The organism is Catenovulum sediminis, assembly GCF_007289895.1.
Lineage (GTDB): Bacteria > Pseudomonadota > Gammaproteobacteria > Enterobacterales > Alteromonadaceae > Catenovulum > Catenovulum sediminis.
Window position 1 is genome coordinate 608,984 of the sequence record NZ_CP041660.1, and the last position, 18,623, is coordinate 627,606.

The window sequence follows — 18,623 nt, forward strand, 5'->3', positions numbered from 1 at the left end:
TAAAATGTAGGTCGCGGCTTCAGCCCGACAAATTTCGCAATATGCACGATGTCGCCCTAAAGGGACGACCTACACGGCTCGAAGCTCGCGACTCAAAGCTTAAAACTAAAATGTAGGTCGCGGCTTTAGCCCGACGTGTAGGTCGGTGTTTACGCCGACAATTTTGATATTTACGCTAAATGTCGCCCTAAAGGAACGACCTACACAGCTCGAAGCTCGCGACTCGAAGCTTAAAACTAAAATGTAGGTCGCGGCTTTAGCCCGACGTGTAGGTCGGTGTTTACGCCGACAATTTTGATATTTACGCTAAATGTCGCCCTAAAGGGACGACCTACACGACTCGAAGCTGACAACTAAAATAAGGAAATACTATGCGAAAGCCAAGAATAGGCATCAAATTCGCCTTAACAATCATCACGTTCAGTATCTTTTTTACCCTATTCATCCTCAACCCAAAAGCCCATGCTGACCCCCGTTCACTACTGCTGGCCGAGGTCTATTCACCGGAAATAGACATCACAGACTATTACGTCAGTGAAAAATTTGACGGTATACGCGCCTACTGGGATGGCGAAAAACTATGGACCCGAAATGGCAATTCCATAAACGCACCCAAAAGCTTCACACAAGGATTCCCAAACATACCACTAGACGGCGAACTTTGGTTAAAACGTAATGCATTTGCCCAAACACTATCCATAATAAAAACCGGTACAGAGCAAAACTGGGCAAAAATAAGCTACCAAGTATTTGATCTCCCCTCAGAACAAGGCACATTTAACCAACGCCTAATCAAAATGCGAACACTAGAACAACAAACAAACGCCCCACAACTCAAATGGGTAAAACAATTTAAAGTACCCTCACATGCAGAGCTTAAAAAAACACTCGAAGAATACATAGCACAAGGCGCAGAAGGACTGATGCTGCATCACCAAAATTCTTACTACCAAGGCAAACGCAGCAGTGATTTATTAAAAGTAAAAAAATACCTAGATGCCGACGCCACCGTCATCGCCTATCAAGCCGGAAAAGGCAAATTTAAAGGACAAATGGGCGCATTAATAGTTAAAACCCCAAAAGGTCAAACCTTTAAAATCGGCACAGGTTTTACCAACCAAGAAAGAGCAAACCCACCGCCAATCGGCAGTTTAATCAGCTACAAATACCTAGGCTTCACCAAAAACGGACTACCGCGCTTTGCGGTATTTTTAAAAGTTAAAGAGGAAGATTAACAAATAATGGAATATCCAAACATACAACACCACGGCGCGGTCGATGGTGTAACCGGCTCATGCCACAGATTATGCGTCAGCGAACAACAACATATACTCATCGATTGTGGACTGTTTCAAGGCGCAGAAACATCCGGCAAAGCCAACCAGTTAATACCTGAAATCGATTTTCCAACAGAACACATTAAAGGCCTCATCGTCACCCACTGCCACATAGATCACGTGGGCAGAATCCCCTGGCTGATAGCCGCAGGTTTCACCGGCCCCATCTACTGCACACCCGCGACAGCACAACTACTGCCACTCGTATTAGAAGATGCGATAAAAATTGGCATCACCAAGAAAAAACCCTTTATCGAAGCACTGCTAAAACGCATCAAGTCACAAATCAACGCTAAACCCTATAAACGCTGGTTTAATGCCAGTGGTGTACAAAACGTAAAAATAAAATTTCAACCTGCCGGACACATATTAGGATCGGCCTATGTAGAAATTGAACACCAGCCAACTGCGCACAAATACGTATTTTCCGGCGACTTAGGCGCGCCGCACACACCCCTGCTACCCGCACCACGCTCGCCTTACCGAGCAGACACCTTAGTCATAGAAAGCACCTACGGCGACAAAAAACACACAGGGCGAAGACAAAGACGCAAACAACTGCAGCAGGTAATTGAAAAATGCCTGCAAGATCGCGGCGCAGTTTTAATCCCCGCCTTTAGTATTGGCCGGACACAAGAATTGTTATACGAAATAGAAGACATTATTTCACGCAGCAAAAACAACGGCCTAACCAACCGAAACATCTGGCATTCAATGCAAGTGATACTCGACTCACCACTTGCGGCAAAATTTACCGAACACTACAAGTCATTATCAAAATTATGGGATGCAGAAGCCCAGCAAAAAATAGTCCGCCATCGCCACCCACTAGACTTTGATGATTTGTACACCATAGACTCACACGAAGAACATCTAAACGCGATAAATTACATACAAAAAACAGCAACACCATGCATTATCATCGCAGCCAGCGGCATGTGCAGCGGCGGGCGCATATGCAACTACCTAAAAGCCCTGCTACCCGATAAAAGAACCGACGTATTATTTGTTGGATATCAAGCAAAAGGCACACCCGGACGCGACATACAAAAATACGGCCCTAAAGGCGGATATGTTGTGATAGATGGAGAAAAAATTGACATCAAAGCCGGCGTACACACTCTAAGCGGTTACAGCGCACATGCAGATCAAAAAGATCTGCTCAATTTTGTTAAACGCATGCGTATAAAACCTAAACATATCAAAATAGTACACGGCGACGATGACGCAAAATTAGCATTAAAAAAGGAATATGAAAGAATACTCCCCGAAGCAAAAATAGAAATAGCAAGCAGCGAGAGTGGGTCGTCCCTTTAGGGCGACAATTGCGCATAATGCGGGGTTTGTCGGGCTAAAGCCGCGACCTACATTTTAGCTACGAGCAGTGTAGGTCTGCCCTTTAGGGCGACAATTGCGCATAATGCGAGATTTGTCGGGCTAAAGCCGCGACCTACATTTAAGCTACGAGCAGTGTAGGTCTGCCCTTTAGGGCGACAATTGTGCATAATGCAAGATTTGTCGGGCTAAAGCCGCGACCTACAGGGCGACAAATTTCAATCTACCCACTCACCCTTAAACTTAAATCAATGGCACGCACATGCTTTGTCAATGCGCCGCTTGATATAAAATCGACACCATCTTGTGCATAATCAACAATGGTATCAATGGTAATATCACCCGACACCTCAATTTTCGCGGTATTGGCATGTGCCTTATTAACAGCAACGGCCGACTGAATCTCAGCAGGCGAATAATTATCTAACATAACAATATCGGCACCCGCGTCCAACGCTTGTTTCAGCTCATCATTGTTTTCAACTTCCACTTCAACTTTTTTACCCGGCGCAATCTTATGTGCTTGCGTCACAGCGTTGGCAATCGACCCGGCCGCCATAATATGATTTTCTTTAATTAAAAAAGCATCATACAAACCCACTCTGTGGTTGACCCCACCGCCACAAGCAACCGCGTACTTTTGTGCCACACGCAAACAAGGGATCGTTTTACGGGTATCCAACAAACGCGTATTGGTATGCGCAATTTTATCCGCATAAATTGAAGTAGCAGTCGCAGTTGCGGATAAAGTTTGAATAAAATTAAGTGCAGTACGCTCACCGGTTAAAATCGCACGTGCAGGGCCATGCAAAGTACAAATTAACTGATTTTCTGACAATCGGTCACCATCCTGACAATGCCAATTAATATCAACTGTCGCGCCCAACTGCTTAAAAGTTTCATCAGCCCAGCCTTTACCACAAAACACAGCTTCCTCGCGGCAAATCACATTAGCCGAAATCACCTGCTCGGCAGGAATCAACTGTGCAGTAATATCATTGTTCGCATCGTCTCCGTTTAAATCTTCAAACAAAGCCTGAGCAACAATTTTTTGAGTATTTTGTAAAAGCTGAGAATCCATAAACACGCCGGTAAGGTAGAGAAATTGGGGAATGGATTATAAAGGGGCAAGCTATAAGCTGCAAGTTTTGAGATTCGAGCTACGAGCTTTAAGCCGCGAGCTACGAGCTGTGTAGGTCGGCCCTTTAGGGCGACAAATTTAATTCGACATCGTGCATATTGCGAAATTTGTCGGGCTAAAGCCGCGACCTACATTTTAGTTTTGAGCTTCGAGCTACGAGCCGCGAGCTACAAGCCGTGTAGGTCGGCCCTTTAGGGCGACAAATTTAATTCCGCAATTGTGTATCCTTCATTGTTGGCCTAAAGACCAACCTACACTTTGTCGGCATAAATACCGACCTACATGTCGTGCTAAAGCCGCGACCTACATTTTAGTGTTGAGCTTCGAGCTTTAAGCCGCGAGCTACGAGCCGTGTAGGTCGTCCCTTTAGGGCGACGAGTTTAATTCGACATCGTGCATATTGCGAAATTGTCGGGCTGAAGCCGCGACCTACATTGGTACGCTCGTAGCTATTTTGCAACAATTCCGCGCTTACGCAATTTATAAATAAATGATAGCATTAGCCGGATAAAACGAATCAGTAAAACAAGGAATAAAAGCGCATGTTTTTACCAGTAATTATGGCGGGCGGTTCTGGCTCGCGATTGTGGCCATTGTCACGCTCTGCATACCCTAAACAATATCTGCCATTAACCAGCGACAGCACTATGTTACAAGAAACTGTGCTACGCTTAAAAGGCGCTCAACACAGAGCACCTATGGTTATCTGTAACGAAGATAGCCGATTTATGGTTGCAGAACAATTACGTGCAATCAACGCATTACAAAGCCCGGTTATCTTAGAACCGGTCGGACGTAACACAGCACCCGCTATCGCATTAGCTGCACTACAAGCAGTTGCCGACGGAGATGATCCACTATTATTAGTATTGGCGGCCGATCACGTCATCAAAAACCAACAAGCATTTATCAATGCAATTGCACAAGCTGAAAAACTAGCAGAACAAAATGCAATGGTGACATTTGGAATCGTACCAACACACGCCGAAACCGGATACGGATACATCAAACGTGGCGCAAGCCAAGATGATGCCTACAAAGTAGATGCATTTGTCGAAAAACCAAATTTAGAAACCGCAACAGAATACCTAAACAGCGGCGAATACTACTGGAACAGCGGCATGTTTATGTTTAAAGCCAGCCGCTATTTAAGTGAACTCGAAAAATATCAGCCAGAAATACTCGCGGCCTGTAAAAAAGCGATTGGCAATACATCGGCCGATTTAGACTTTGTGCGCGTCGACAAAGCCGCATTTGAAGCCTGCCCAGACGACTCAATAGACTACGCTGTAATGGAAAAAACAGATTCAGCCGTAGTTGTACCATTAGATGCTGGTTGGAACGATGTTGGCTCATGGTCAGCATTATGGGAAGTCAACGACAAAGACGAAAACGGCAATGCAGTTCGTGGCGACTTTATCGGCGAAAACAGCAAAAATTGTTTAGTTTATGGTTCAGTTGAAGGCCGATTAGTGGCAACCGTAGGCGTTGAAGACCTGGTAATAGTCGATACCAAAGATGCCGTCATGGTCGCGCACAAAGACAAAGTGCAAGATGTCAAAACCATCGTAAACAAACTAAAAGCCGAAGGCCGCAGCGAATCTAAATTCCACCGCGAAGTTTATCGCCCATGGGGTAAATACGACTCAATCGACAACGGCGCGCGATATCAGGTAAAACGCATCACAGTAAAACCGGGTGCAAAATTATCGGTACAAATGCACCACCACAGAGCCGAACACTGGATAGTGGTATCCGGCACAGCCAAAGTAACCAACGGCGATAAAGAATTATTATTAACAGAAAATCAATCAACCTATATACCGGTCGGCGTGATACATGCATTAGAAAACCCAGGAAAAGTGCCATTAGAATTGATAGAAGTTCAATCCGGCTCATACCTAGGCGAAGACGATATCGTCCGATTTGAAGACAGATACGGCCGAGTGTAGGTCGCGGCTTCAGCCCCACATGTAGGTCGCGGCTTCAGCCCGACATGTGGGTCGGTGTTTACGCCGACAAATCTTGCAATATGCACAATTATCGAATTAAAACCGTCGCCCTAAAGGGACGACCTACACGACCGGTATTAAATTGAAATTTGTCGCCCTAAAGGGACGACCTACACGACCGGCATTAAATTGAAATTTGTCGCCCTAAAGGGCGACCTACACTGAATTGAAAATTTACGGATAAACCAAACAATGAACAAACTAACATGTTTTAAAGCCTACGACATTCGGGGCAAACTAGGTGAACAACTAAACGAAGATATCGCCTACCGCATTGGCCGGGCATACGGCGAAATACTCAAACCTAAAACTGTCGCCGTAGGCGGTGATGTTCGCGAAACCAGTGAAACATTAAAACTGGCGGTAGCCGAAGGATTAACCGACGCAGGCGTCGAAGTACTCGACATCGGCATGTCAGGCACAGAAGAAATCTACTTCGCAACCTTCCACCTAAAACTAGATGGCGGAATAGAAGTCACAGCCAGCCACAACCCAATCGACTACAACGGCATGAAACTGGTTAAATCAGGCTCACAACCCATCAGCGGCGACACAGGTTTATTCGACATACAAAAAATGGCCGAAGAAAACAACTTCCCGCCAGTCACGCAAAAAGGCAGCATCAAAACCGTCTCAATAATAGAAGACTACACAGCGCACCTACTCGGCTACATAAACCTAAATAACATCAAACCATTAAAAATAGTCGCAAACTCAGGTAACGGCGCAGCGGGCCACGTAATAGACAAAATAGAAGCCGAATTTGCCGCCAAACAAATACCCATTGAATTTATAAAAGTACACCACAACCCAGACCCAAGCTTTCCAAACGGCATCCCTAACCCACTGCTGCCCGAAAACCGCGCAGACACCGCAAACGCAGTAAAAGAACACAAAGCAGATATGGGCATAGCATGGGACGGCGACTTCGACCGCTGCTTTTTATTTGACGAAAACGGCGAATTTATCGAAGGATATTACATCGTAGGGCTACTCGCCGAAGCGTTTTTACAAAAACACCAAGGCGCAAAAATCATTCACGACCCAAGACTGGCGTGGAACACAGTAGACATCGTAAAAAAATCAGGCGGTGAACCGATTCTGTGCAAAACCGGCCATGCATTTATAAAAGAACGCATGCGCAAAGAAGACGCCATCTACGGCGGCGAAATGAGCGCCCACCACTACTTTAAAGACTTCGCCTACTGCGACAGCGGCATGATCCCATGGTTATTAGTTGCCGAACTACTATGCGTAAAAGGCCAATCATTATCTTCACTGGTAAAAGAACGCATCGCAGCCTACCCATCCTCCGGCGAAATAAACAGTAAACTGGACGATCCAAAAGCCGCCATTGAACGAGTAAAAGCCAAATACTCAAACGACGCACTGGAAATCGACTACACCGACGGCCTCACCATGGTATTTGAAAACTGGCGCCTCAACATCCGCTGCTCAAACACCGAACCGGTATTACGCTTAAATATAGAATCCAGAGCCGACATCACCCTAATGGAACAAAAAACGGAAGAAGTCCTAAGCCTAGTTAGAAAGTAGATGCGAGCTACGAGCTTCGAGCTTCGAGCTTTGAGCTGCGAGCTTCGAGCGGTGTAGGTCGTCCCTTTAGGGCGACAATGTAGGTCGTCCCTTTAGGGCGACAATGTAGGTCGTCCCTTTAGGGCGACAATGTAGGTCGTCCTTTAGGGCGACAATTTCTAGCAACGAGCTTTGAGCTTTATTTATCAATAACATGGATTTTCAGAAAGGGATTTTTTATGTATTACGAAAAACTCGCGATATGGCAGCGTAGTAAAGCTTTAACAATTGACGTTTATAGTACGCTGTCAAATTTAAGAGACTACGGATTTAAAGACCAAATAACACGCTCTATCTTGTCAGTTCCCAGCAATATAGCCGAAGGTATGGAAAGATACTCAGATATCGACAAGGCGCGTTTTCTAGTCATTGCGAAAGCCTCTATTGGCGAATTTAAAACACAGACTGACATAGGCGTAGAAATTGGTTATATTCCATTGCAAACAGGTACAGTATGGATGAACGAAGCCGAACAAATTTCAAAAATGATCGGCAGCTTTATCCACACACTCAAATCTAATTAAAGCTCGAAGCTCGTAACTTGAATCTCGAAGCTCGAAGCTAAAAAAACCTAAGGAGCCAAATATGAAAATAGCGGTAGCCGGAACAGGCTATGTAGGGATCTCAAATGCCGTATTACTTGCACAACACAACGAAGTAGTCGCACTTGATATCGTAAAAGAAAAAGTAGATTTACTAAATAACAAAAAATCGCCAATAGAAGATGAATACATCCAAGAATACCTGGCAAACAAACCGCTAAACTTCAGAGCCACATTAGATAAAGAAGAAGCCTACAAAGACGCTCAGTACGTTGTAATCGCGACACCAACAGACTACGACCCAGAAACCAACTACTTTAACACCCGCTCAGTAGAAGCCGTGATTAAAGACGTAATGAGCATCAACCCAGATGCGGTTATGATTATAAAATCAACCGTACCTGTTGGCTATACAGCCGATATAAAACAACAACTTGGTTGCGAAAACATCATATTCTCACCCGAATTTTTACGTGAAGGTAAAGCACTATACGACAACCTATACCCGTCCAGAATTGTATTAGGTGAACAATCAGAGCGTGCTAAAGTATTTGCCGACCTACTGGTACAAGGTGCAATAAAAGAAAACGTAGACGTACTATTTACAGACGTAACAGAAGCCGAAGCCATAAAATTATTTTCAAATACCTATTTAGCAATGCGTGTTGCTTACTTCAACGAACTAGACACATACGCAGAGCGCCACGGCTTAAACACACGTCAAATTATCGAAGGCGTTGGCTTAGACCCAAGAATTGGCAACCACTACAACAACCCATCGTTTGGTTACGGCGGCTACTGTCTACCAAAAGACACCAAACAGTTATTAGCAAACTACCACGACGTTCCTAACAATCTAATAGCTGCCATTGTCGATGCTAATACCACTCGAAAAGACTTTATCGCGGATTCAATCATACGAAGAAACCCGAAAAAAGTCGGCGTATACCGCTTAATCATGAAAGCCGGCTCGGATAACTTCCGCGCATCATCAATACAAGGCATCATGAAACGCATCAAAGCAAAAGGTATCGAAGTAGTAATATACGAACCGGTACTAGAAGAAGACACCTTCTTTAACTCAAAAGTAATCAAAGACTTAAATGAATTTAAAGAAATGTCAGATGTAATTGTCTCAAACCGAATGTCAGAAAGCCTGCAAGACGTAGCAGACAAAGTATACACCCGCGATTTATTCGGCAGCGATTAATGTAGGTCGCGGCTTTAGCCCGACATGTAGGTCGCGGCTTCAGCCCGACATGTAGGTTGGCCTGTAGGTCGCGGCTTTAGCCCGACAAATCTCGCAACATGCACGATTGTCGATTTAAAATTTGTCGCCCTAATCGGACGACCTACATGACCCACATAACCTTTCACTCATTTTTAAACCATAATTAACAACATCTAAATAAAGCTGTTGCTTAATAATGGCGACCAAAATCGCAGGCTCTAAATTTAAATAATCATGAACAATGGCGTTACGCATCCCTACAATTTTACGCCACACAACCAACTCATCTTGGCTGATTGCACCCAACTCACACACTTTAACAAAAACCTGATAAGTATCAGACGGAACATTTATTTTATTCAGCTTAAGCCAATGCTTACTGATACCAATACAAGACTCAACCAAAATTTGCAAAACCCGCTCAGCCGCTTTACGCTCAATACGCGTCCAACTTCTGGAATTAAGCACATTCTCTAATTCAACTAAATCTTGATGATTTTCCCGGATATGTTCCTGAATAGAACGAGCGTAAGCTTCAAGCATAATGTTTCAAATGATGTTGGTAATCAATATCCCATTTTGACATGATAATGCGCTCTGTTTCCAGTTGCTTAAAATCATCTTTACTCAGCAAAACACAATTATCCTGCACAACCGTATAAGCCAAAGGAACAGATACCTGAGTAATATCAATAACCGACAGCGAACACCCCAAAGCTTGCTGCCAATCCATAGCTAACAACTCAGGACGCAACCTACGCTCTAAAACATCATGGTGGAAGGAAGAAAATAATACAGCCAGATCATAATCACTGTTTTGATCAGCCGAATTACGCGCCCGAGAACCATAAAGCCAAAGCACATCAATATCATGATGCGCCGCTGCTAACTGCTTTATTTTATCTAATAGACACATAAAAAACCTGTGGGTCGTGGCTTTAGCCCGACATGTAGGTTGGCCTTTAGGCCAACAATCCATAAATAAACGCCAATGTCGCCCTGTAGGTCGTGGCTTTAGCCCGACAAATCTCGCAACATGCACATTGTCGCCCTAAAGGACGACCTACATTTAAGCTGCGAGCTTCGAGCAACGAGTAAACAACCTGTAGGCCGTGGCTTTAGCCCGACAAATCTCGCAACATGCACGTTGTCGATTTAAAATTGTCGCCCTAAAGGGACGACCTACATTTGAGCTGCGAGCTTCGAGCAACGAGCAACGAGCAAAATCCACACTACCGTAATTCAAAATACGCGGCACGCAACCTATCTTGATGCTTATACAAATAACTTAAACCCTTGCGGCCAAAATTATTAAAATGATTATCTAAATGATAGAAGGTACGGGCTTCACTTGCCAACCCATAAGTTAAACCATTATGCTCCTCGCCTACCAAAGTATTCACAATATAACTCCAATCGGCTCTACCGCGAATATTAATATAACGAGAATTAAAATCTTTACGTGGCCCTAAAGCCACTGTAAAACCTAAACCAATGGTTTTTTGGTACTCATCTTCATAAACAAAACCTTGCATTAAACCTTCATCTGCATTTTTAGTGGCCTTAAACTGCAAGTTAACTTCAACATCATCAAAATGGCGGCTTACTAACAAATGCAAACCTTCATCACCCGACCAAAACTTACCATACTTGGTAAAAAAGCTGGTATTTAACCAAGGTGAATAATACCGATACTTAGCCACAGAAATGGTTTTATCATTATATTGCGGTAACACCCCATAACAATCATACAAAGGTTTACTCGGGTCTTTTACACACGCCTGATCGTAACCTAACTCTTTTTCACCGGTATGATTATACTGGCCATAATAATAAAACAAGTGATGCTGGCCATTGTCACTTTGCCAACCGGCTTCAACCGCTGACAAACGGTAATCTTGCGAAAACTCACCATAATTTAGCATTAACTTAGTATTAAACGGCAATTCAAACGTTTGGTGTAACATTAAATTATGTATACCCGTTTGTTGTCGTGAGCCAGCAAAAAACTTACCGTCTCTAAAATCTTCTGTTTCACGCAATTGTTTTAAATGAAACGCCGTTGCCGTTAAACCCGGCCACAAAGGGATAGGCAATTCAAGATGGGTTGCCCAGGCAAGCGAATAATCTAACATACCCAACTCAGTGCCCACAGTGGTAACCAAATGCGGATAAAACGTAAGTTTAGGTTTAATAAAAAAGCTGCTGTCTTCTTTTAGCCAGTTAACTGAATCACCTGCGTTATTGGGCTGCTCAGCTAACTTCAAATCAGCCCCTTGCAAAAACGCACGGTAGTCATTTAAATTACCGCTCACGGCATCCACCTGAATACCGCTTTGTAAAATTTGTACGGTAAAATGCTCAACTGACTCTGGCGACATTTTACTAACAATGCTCAGCACAACTGCAAAAGTATCAATATGGTTGCCACTATACAGATTGTTTTCAACCGCTATCACTAAATGCTGCTTTTGGCTATCAGCCTGATAGCCAGCCGTACCAATTTTAAAATCGGTAAAACCACGGGCGCGCAAAGCCTGCCGAATTAATAAAAACGCATCCTGATTTGCAGTATTATTTTTTACATAATCTGGCTCTGCCACATATTTAATACGAGCTGGCTCGATATCCGCACGCGCTTGATACAAATTCGTATTTAAGCCAATGCCCCAATAGGTTTCATCAGACAAGGCATCTTCACTTGCGCCCAACATGGCTTTTGCAAAAAAACGGGTATGCCCACCCAGCCAATTTTTTGGGGTAGAAAGTTCAATACCATAATTGGTGCTAATCGCATCATGCTCTAACAACACAGCGCCCCAATCATAAGGTTGCCATTTTACCGCAGCAAAGGTGCCATCTAAACGGCCTAAACGCGATTCACTTTGCCCAACACCCACTGATGCATCAAAATTATAATCAGCAAAATAACGCGAAAGCACAACATACTTAGAATCAAAATGATTGGCAGCGCCGCCTAAATCTTGAATACCCACAGCTAATTTAAACCAGTTTTCAGGGATATACGGCAGCGCAAATTTAATATTAGCAGAAAGATCAGAGCTTTTGCTGGTTGTGTCTTCGTATGCTGCATTACGGCCAGATACTTCTAAGTTATCCCACAAGCCAGCTGCAAAGTGAAAGTTAGGGGTAGTACGATAACTGCCTAAACGCTCTGTTTGGTTAGAGTACATAAACACACCCTGCCCACCACCAAAACTATAGGCGCTTGGGGTATTAAAATAACCACCAAAACCTTGTAATGATGGGGTTACGTAAGGGCTGCTGCTTGCGTTACTGCTGGTACTAGTACTTGCGCTCTCATCCGCCCAACTATTAAAAGCAAAAGGCAGACACAAAACCGCCAGTTTAAAAACAGAAGTAGCAGATGTTAAATTACAAAGGTTATTTAAAGATAGGTATCGTACAGTCATCATTATATTCTTTAAAAATATGGGCCGCCGATAAAAGCGACGTTTTTATTTCAATGTAGGTCGTCCCTTTAGGGCGACAATTCAAAATCAATGTAGGTCGTCCTTTAGGGCGACAATGTGCATATTGCGAAAATTTGTCGGGCTAAAGCCGCGACCTACATTTTAGCTTCGAGCTGTGTAGGTCGTCCCTTTAGGGCGACAACGTGCATAATGCGAAAATTTGTCGGGCTAAAGCCACGACCTACAAGGCAACAAATACAAAAAAGTCGACCGCTTGGCCGACTTTATTAACTATTTGGCTGATGCCAACCTAGCTTGTTTTTTCCTTAACCGCTTAACAGTCGCCCTGCGAACAAAACGAACCAGCTTCCAAACATGCATTAAGGCATAACAATATAATACAAACACAGCTAAGAAGGAAACAAACATAAACCATTCTGGTAACTGATAAATCTCACCTGCAATACCAAAACCAGAATACAACAAAGACAAGCTAAAAATAATGGCTAATGACTGTCGCGAACTAAAGCCTGCTCTTAAAAAGATGTGATGCAAATGGTCTCTATCTGGCAAAAACGCTGACTGACCTTTACGAACACGGCGATAAATAATGGCCGCCATATCCATTAAAGGGATACCAATAATCCAAAGTGCTGTTACTGTTCTAAATGCAGGTGCATCTGACTGAGTACCCAAGGTTAATAACCAGATAACACTTAAGCCAATAAACATAGATCCCGCATCACCCATAAATATCTTTTTAACAGGGCCAGGCACTAAACTTAAATTAAATGCTAAATAAGGAATAATGGCACAAACCAAAATTACTGGCAATGCTAATAAGCTACCCTGCTCGGTTAAATAAAACAAAATGCCAATACTTGCAAAGGTGTTTAGGGCAAGCGACCCCGCTAAACCATCAATACCATCTGTCATATTAAACGCATTTATTGCACCAATAACGGCAATAAAGGTTAATATTGTACCGGCGATACCAATATCAATAACACCTAAACCAACTAAATCACCTAAGTTGTGTATATATTTACCCGCGCCATAAACCATAATACTGGCTATTAATATTTGCGACACAATACGCGAGCGCACGCTTAGGTTGTGGTAGTCATCTAACACACCTAAAAACACAACAAAGGCTGATGATATTAAAAATAAAGTAATTAATTTGTCACCCGGAAATGCAACCAAACAAGCAGTTAACGTTGCAATATAAAACGCAATACCACCGATTAAAGGAATAGAACCTTTATGCAGTTTTCGCGCGTTGGGTTTATCGACAAGACCGATTTTTTCGGCAAAGGGTTGTAATATAAAAACTGATGCAAAACTAATAGCAATCGCGGCTATTATTTCCATACAAAACTCCGTTTAAGAGAAACGCTAATTCATTCGGCGCTAATGATACAACAAGTAATCAAGCTTGAATATGACAGAATTAATAAAATGCGTACTAAAGCTCATATACATTTAAAATAGCACAAGTTTAGAACAAAACACTTACGAAAGATCAAAAAACAAAACAACCATTGGTCATTTCAAGTTAAAAATTTAAATAGTCTTTAGTATAGTTGTGCACTAAATCTGAATTTAGGGCCTCTTCAACAGAAAACCATTTGTAAGACTCGTGCTGACTATTTAAAACCAAACTTTCTAAATTACTTTTAACTTTATAAGCTAACACAACATAGTGAGTTGATACGTGCTCATCAACAAAACTATCTTTATAAAAATGCTGATAAACATTCATGAAATCTGCTTTTGCTATTGCTAATGGGCTACCCAGCTCGGACTCTGCAATACGCTGAAACGCGCTTTCAAGTGATTCATTTTTATAAACCCGCCCGCCTGGCACAAACCAATAGCCTTGTGCGGGTTTATTTAAACGCTTGCCCAGTAAAATTTCTTGCTTATCATTTTCTACAATAATATCAATTGAAATTAAAGGTGCACTGGCAACAAGCGTTTTAAATGTAGCTTTCGCTAAAAACAACCTTAACCTCTAAACTTGTTCTGATTGTTTAAAAACCATTGATACGTTTGCGCTAAACCATCTTCAAGACTAATTGTATATTTCCAACCTAAAGCTTCTAAACGTGACGAGTCCATTAATTTACGGGGAGCTCCATCTGGTTTAGTAGCATCAAATTTAATTTCACCTTCAAAGCCAACCACTTTCGCAACCGTTTCAACTAATTCACGAATTGTACAATCAACACCTGTACCCACATTAATATGGCTTAACATAGGCTGAGTATTGGCCTGATAAGTTTCATCATCTAAATTCATAATATGAATACATGCTGCAGCCATATCATCTACATGTAAAAATTCGCGCATGGGTTTGCCAGAGCCCCAAGCAATCACTTCTGAAGCATTATTTAATTTAGCTTCATGAAAACGGCGGATAAGCGCAGGAATAACATGCGAGTTTTCAGGGTGAAAATTATCGTTTTCACCATATAAATTAGTTGGCATAGCACTGCGAAAATTGCGACCATACTGGCGATTATAAGATTCACACAACTTAATACCGGCAATTTTGGCAATTGCATAAGGCTCATTTGTTGGCTCTAACGTACCAGTTAACAAAGCTTCCTCTTTCATTGGCTGTTCAGCCAATTTTGGATAAATACAAGAAGAACCTAAAAACAATAAATCATTTACGCCAGCTAAATGAGCAGAATGTACAATATTGCATTCCATCATTAAGTTTTCGTAAATAAACTCCGCTGGGTAAGTATTATTTGCAATAATACCGCCCACTTTTGCAGCGGCTAGATACACTTGATCAATATTTTCAGTTTTAAAAAACTCAGCAACCGCAGCTTGATCTAATAAATTTAATTCTGATCTATCACGAACAATAATTTCTATGTCTGGCTGGTTTTCAAGTTGGCGGACGATTGCCGAGCCAACCATGCCCTTGTGCCCTGCAACAAATATTTTTTTCATAATTTTAACTCTTACAAAATCTAAATTACTTCTTCAAAAATTGCGGTATTTTAGACAAGTTTTTAAACGTTAAAGCCCTTAACCAAGGTAAACCATTCGTTTTTAACGCAAGCTTATCTTCTTTTGATTTTCGAATAATATTTTTTAAACTACGGTTACTTGCACCGCCAACTCGCATTTTAACCAATACTTTAGGGATATAATGCGTTGTTACTTGGCCTTTCCATAAATAACGCAAAATAGAATCATAATCAGCAGCAATTTTATAACCTAAATTAAAGCCGCCTAAAGCTTGGTACTTTTCGCGTCTCATGTAAAAGGTAGGGTGTGGTGGCATCCAACCTGATTTCAATTTCTCAAATTTAAAATCACCACTAACCCACTTTCGAACAACTTTTGACGTATCTTCTTTTTGCACATAATCTAAATCAGCATACACAGAATCAGCTAGACTCTTTTCAAACGCATCAACAATATTTTGAACTGCATTCTCATCTGAAAATATATCGTCTGAGTGCATAAAACCAATAACATCACCGGTTGCGACATTTATGCCTTTATTCAACGCATCATAAATACCCTTGTCTGGTTCGCTAACTAATATACCGACTCGCTCACCAACCTCTTTTACAACTTCAACTGTATTATCTTTTGATGCACCATCAATAATAATGTGCTCGATATTTTGATAGGTTTGATTATTGACAGATTTAATTGCATCTACCACGGTATTTGCACTGTTATAAGTTGCAGTGATTATTGAAACTTTTAAAGACATTTGTGTTCCGTAAATAGCTATACCCCAGGACTACATAACGTTCTATTTTATGCTTAAAAATGATAAATGAGTCATGTAGGCCGGGCATTAGCCCGACAAAAAAGAAATAATACGAATCGGCTTATTCTACCGATACACTAACACTGTGACCATGCGATTTTAATAAAGCATGTTGTTTAGCTTTATCTAAATCATGTGCAACCATTTCAGCACACATTTCTTCAACAGTAATTTCCGGTACCCAGCCTAATTTAGCTTTGGCTTTAGATGGGTCACCTAATAAAGTTTCAACTTCTGCAGGGCGGAAGTATTTAGGATCAACCTTAACAATCACGTCACCTATGTTTAATGCAGGTGCTTTTTCTGCATCAGTAATAGCGGCAACAGTTGCTATTTCATCTACACCTTCACCGCTAAACTCGACCTCTATACCTGCATTTTGCGCAGATAATTTTACAAATTCACGAACTGAAATTTGCTTGCCAGTCGCAATTACAAAATCTTCTGGTTTGTCCTGTTGCAACATCATCCATTGCATACGTACATAATCTTTTGCATGACCCCAGTCACGCAAAGCGTCCATATTACCTAGGTATAAACATTTTTCTAAACCTTGAGCGATATTCGCAATACCACGCGTTATTTTACGGGTTACAAAGGTTTCACCACGGCGTGGGGATTCATGGTTAAACAAAATACCATTACAAGCATACATGCCGTAAGATTCACGATAATTAACTGCAATCCAGTAAGCATACATTTTTGCTACGGCATATGGTGAACGTGGGTGAAATGGCGTTGTTTCTTTTTGTGGTATCTCTTGCACTTCACCATAAAGCTCAGAAGTAGAAGCTTGATAAAACTTAGTCTTCTTTTCTAAACCTAAAAAGCGAATCGCTTCTAATAAACGTAATGTACCGATTGCATCAACATCAGCTGTATACTCAGGGCATTCAAACGAAACAGCAACGTGAGACTGCGCACCCAAGTTATAAACTTCATCTGGCTGAACCTCTTTTAAGATACGAGTCAGGTTAGATGAATCTGTTAAATCACCATAATGCAAAAAGAATTTTGGGTTAGACTCATGCGGATCTTGATAAATATGATCAACTCTTTCTGTATTAAATAACGAAGCGCGGCGTTTAATGCCATGAACTTCGTATCCCTTTTCCAATAAAAACTCAGCTAAATAAGAACCATCTTGGCCTGTAACACCAGTAATTAATGCCTTTTTCATTTTAAATCTTTACCTTTATTAATCCAATTAAGAGTCTGACTAACTCCCTCTTCTAAACTCACTACTTCTTCCTCATCAATAGGAGCCAAGTAATTTGCAGGAATTATGTTTTCTGTCGTCATATTTTTTAATCTAAAGCTAGTCAGTGGAAAATGCATTCCAAATATTTTCAAAAAGTCGCCAAATTTAGCAAGCCCAAGACACAATATTTTAGGCATGGTGAAAGGCGCTTTTTTCCCAGCTTTCCTAGAGATAATATTCGCCCATTCTACAATATTGATAGGTTTTTTATCACCTAAATAAAAAATTTTTCCAGTTTCATAACCGTCACTATCAACTAAATTAAAAACTTGAGTTAAAGCATTATCGATGAAACCATATGTCTTTTTAATTGATTTGATACCAGGGTTGAAGTATTTCCCAGCTAAAACCACATCAAAAAAATTCCTATACGGCACTCCAAACCAAGGCCCCCAAATAGAGGTGGGGCGCACTATATAAGTCTGCGGTAGTTCTTGTAAAAAACTTTTTGTAATTAACTCAGTTTCAACTTTACTGTGACCATAAATAGTAGTTGGCGAGTAGTCATCGTCATCTTTTGGATAGTAACCAATACCACAAACTAGCATACTCGAAAAAACAAGGAACTTCGAAACTGTACCGCACTCGATAATGGCCTCGCATAAGGTTTTAACGCCAAGGGTGTTCGAGTCATAATCGTCCAGACTAACCCCATCCAAATCAGTCCTAGCCGCCATATGTATGACAACGTCGGGTTTAAATTCGTTTATAGCAGAAAAGGTTTCTGACCTATTCCTGAGATCAACTTGCTTATGGACAGTTACAGCAGCAATATTTTTAGGTGGCTCTATGTCTAGACTTAAAACTTGAAAGTGGTCACTCTTACTCATTAAATATTGAACAACATTAGTCCCTATAAAACCAGAGCCACCTGTAACTAAAACTTTTTTAAAACTCATAACGTATGTATTAATTCCATATCTAAA

The 18,623-nt window shown here is 41.6% G+C and carries 16 protein-coding genes; 6 read left to right on the plus strand and 10 right to left on the minus strand.

The window, feature by feature from the left end:
- Nucleotides 1-371: 371 nt before the first annotated feature.
- Together FNT16_RS02355 and FNT16_RS02360 are read left to right on the plus strand one after the other, a co-directional pair.
- Complete coding sequence (locus tag FNT16_RS02355) at nucleotides 372-1,235, plus strand: DNA ligase (RefSeq protein WP_143870049.1); 864 nt, start codon at nucleotides 372-374, stop codon at nucleotides 1,233-1,235.
- 6 nt (nucleotides 1,236-1,241) lie between these two features.
- Nucleotides 1,242-2,654 (plus strand): MBL fold metallo-hydrolase RNA specificity domain-containing protein, encoded by a 1,413-nt coding sequence (locus FNT16_RS02360; RefSeq protein ID WP_143870050.1) that lies wholly within the window; start codon nucleotides 1,242-1,244, stop codon nucleotides 2,652-2,654.
- Nucleotides 2,655-2,895: 241 nt separating this feature from the next.
- Here FNT16_RS02360 and nadC read toward each other — a convergent pair whose 3' ends face one another.
- Nucleotides 2,896-3,753, minus strand: coding sequence for a carboxylating nicotinate-nucleotide diphosphorylase (gene nadC / locus FNT16_RS02365; protein WP_143870051.1), 858 nt, complete (start codon nucleotides 3,751-3,753; stop codon nucleotides 2,896-2,898).
- Nucleotides 3,754-4,355: 602 nt separating this feature from the next.
- Here nadC and FNT16_RS02370 point away from each other — a divergent pair.
- The 4 genes from FNT16_RS02370 (at nucleotide 4,356) to FNT16_RS02385 (ending at nucleotide 9,173) form a co-directional block, all read left to right on the plus strand.
- Nucleotides 4,356-5,765: a mannose-1-phosphate guanylyltransferase/mannose-6-phosphate isomerase gene (locus FNT16_RS02370; RefSeq protein ID WP_143870052.1), complete on the plus strand. Its 1,410-nt coding sequence runs from the start codon at nucleotides 4,356-4,358 to the stop codon at nucleotides 5,763-5,765.
- A gap of 252 nt (nucleotides 5,766-6,017) precedes the next feature.
- Nucleotides 6,018-7,382 (plus strand): phosphomannomutase CpsG, encoded by a 1,365-nt coding sequence (cpsG, locus tag FNT16_RS02375; protein ID WP_143870053.1) that lies wholly within the window; start codon nucleotides 6,018-6,020, stop codon nucleotides 7,380-7,382.
- Nucleotides 7,383-7,600: 218 nt separating this feature from the next.
- Nucleotides 7,601-7,945, plus strand: a complete 345-nt coding sequence (locus tag FNT16_RS02380) for a four helix bundle protein (RefSeq protein WP_143870054.1) — start codon at nucleotides 7,601-7,603, stop codon at nucleotides 7,943-7,945.
- Between the two features lie 61 nt (nucleotides 7,946-8,006).
- Nucleotides 8,007-9,173: a nucleotide sugar dehydrogenase gene (locus FNT16_RS02385; RefSeq protein WP_143870055.1), complete on the plus strand. Its 1,167-nt coding sequence runs from the start codon at nucleotides 8,007-8,009 to the stop codon at nucleotides 9,171-9,173.
- Between the two features lie 129 nt (nucleotides 9,174-9,302).
- Here the strand turns inward: FNT16_RS02385 and hepT are convergent, their stop codons facing one another.
- From hepT to FNT16_RS02430, 9 genes are all read right to left on the minus strand, one after another.
- Complete coding sequence (hepT, locus tag FNT16_RS02390; RefSeq protein WP_143870056.1) at nucleotides 9,303-9,737, minus strand: type VII toxin-antitoxin system HepT family RNase toxin; 435 nt, start codon at nucleotides 9,735-9,737, stop codon at nucleotides 9,303-9,305.
- Nucleotides 9,730-10,173: a type VII toxin-antitoxin system MntA family adenylyltransferase antitoxin gene (gene mntA, locus FNT16_RS02395; protein WP_246072309.1), complete on the minus strand. Its 444-nt coding sequence runs from the start codon at nucleotides 10,171-10,173 to the stop codon at nucleotides 9,730-9,732. The genes hepT and mntA overlap by 8 nt, the downstream gene beginning before the upstream one ends.
- A gap of 253 nt (nucleotides 10,174-10,426) precedes the next feature.
- Nucleotides 10,427-12,631 (minus strand): YjbH domain-containing protein, encoded by a 2,205-nt coding sequence (locus FNT16_RS02400; protein WP_143870057.1) that lies wholly within the window; start codon nucleotides 12,629-12,631, stop codon nucleotides 10,427-10,429.
- Nucleotides 12,632-12,919: 288 nt separating this feature from the next.
- Nucleotides 12,920-14,002, minus strand: coding sequence for a UDP-N-acetylglucosamine--undecaprenyl-phosphate N-acetylglucosaminephosphotransferase (gene wecA / locus FNT16_RS02405; protein WP_143870058.1), 1,083 nt, complete (start codon nucleotides 14,000-14,002; stop codon nucleotides 12,920-12,922).
- A 184-nt stretch (nucleotides 14,003-14,186) separates the two neighbouring features.
- Nucleotides 14,187-14,636, minus strand: a complete 450-nt coding sequence (locus tag FNT16_RS02410) for a GDP-mannose mannosyl hydrolase (protein WP_143870059.1) — start codon at nucleotides 14,634-14,636, stop codon at nucleotides 14,187-14,189.
- Between the two features lie 2 nt (nucleotides 14,637-14,638).
- Nucleotides 14,639-15,598: a GDP-L-fucose synthase gene (gene fcl / locus FNT16_RS02415; protein WP_143870060.1), complete on the minus strand. Its 960-nt coding sequence runs from the start codon at nucleotides 15,596-15,598 to the stop codon at nucleotides 14,639-14,641.
- Nucleotides 15,599-15,623: 25 nt separating this feature from the next.
- Nucleotides 15,624-16,376, minus strand: coding sequence for a glycosyltransferase family 2 protein (locus tag FNT16_RS02420; protein WP_143870061.1), 753 nt, complete (start codon nucleotides 16,374-16,376; stop codon nucleotides 15,624-15,626).
- A gap of 121 nt (nucleotides 16,377-16,497) precedes the next feature.
- A complete protein-coding gene (gene gmd / locus FNT16_RS02425; protein ID WP_143870062.1) occupies nucleotides 16,498-17,616 on the minus strand; it encodes a GDP-mannose 4,6-dehydratase in 1,119 nt (372 codons plus the stop codon).
- The gene (locus FNT16_RS02430) at nucleotides 17,613-18,596 is read right to left on the minus strand and encodes an NAD-dependent epimerase/dehydratase family protein (protein ID WP_143870063.1); all 984 of its coding nucleotides are present in this window, start codon (nucleotides 18,594-18,596) and stop codon (nucleotides 17,613-17,615) included. The genes gmd and FNT16_RS02430 overlap by 4 nt, the downstream gene beginning before the upstream one ends.
- Nucleotides 18,597-18,623: the final 27 nt, after the last annotated feature.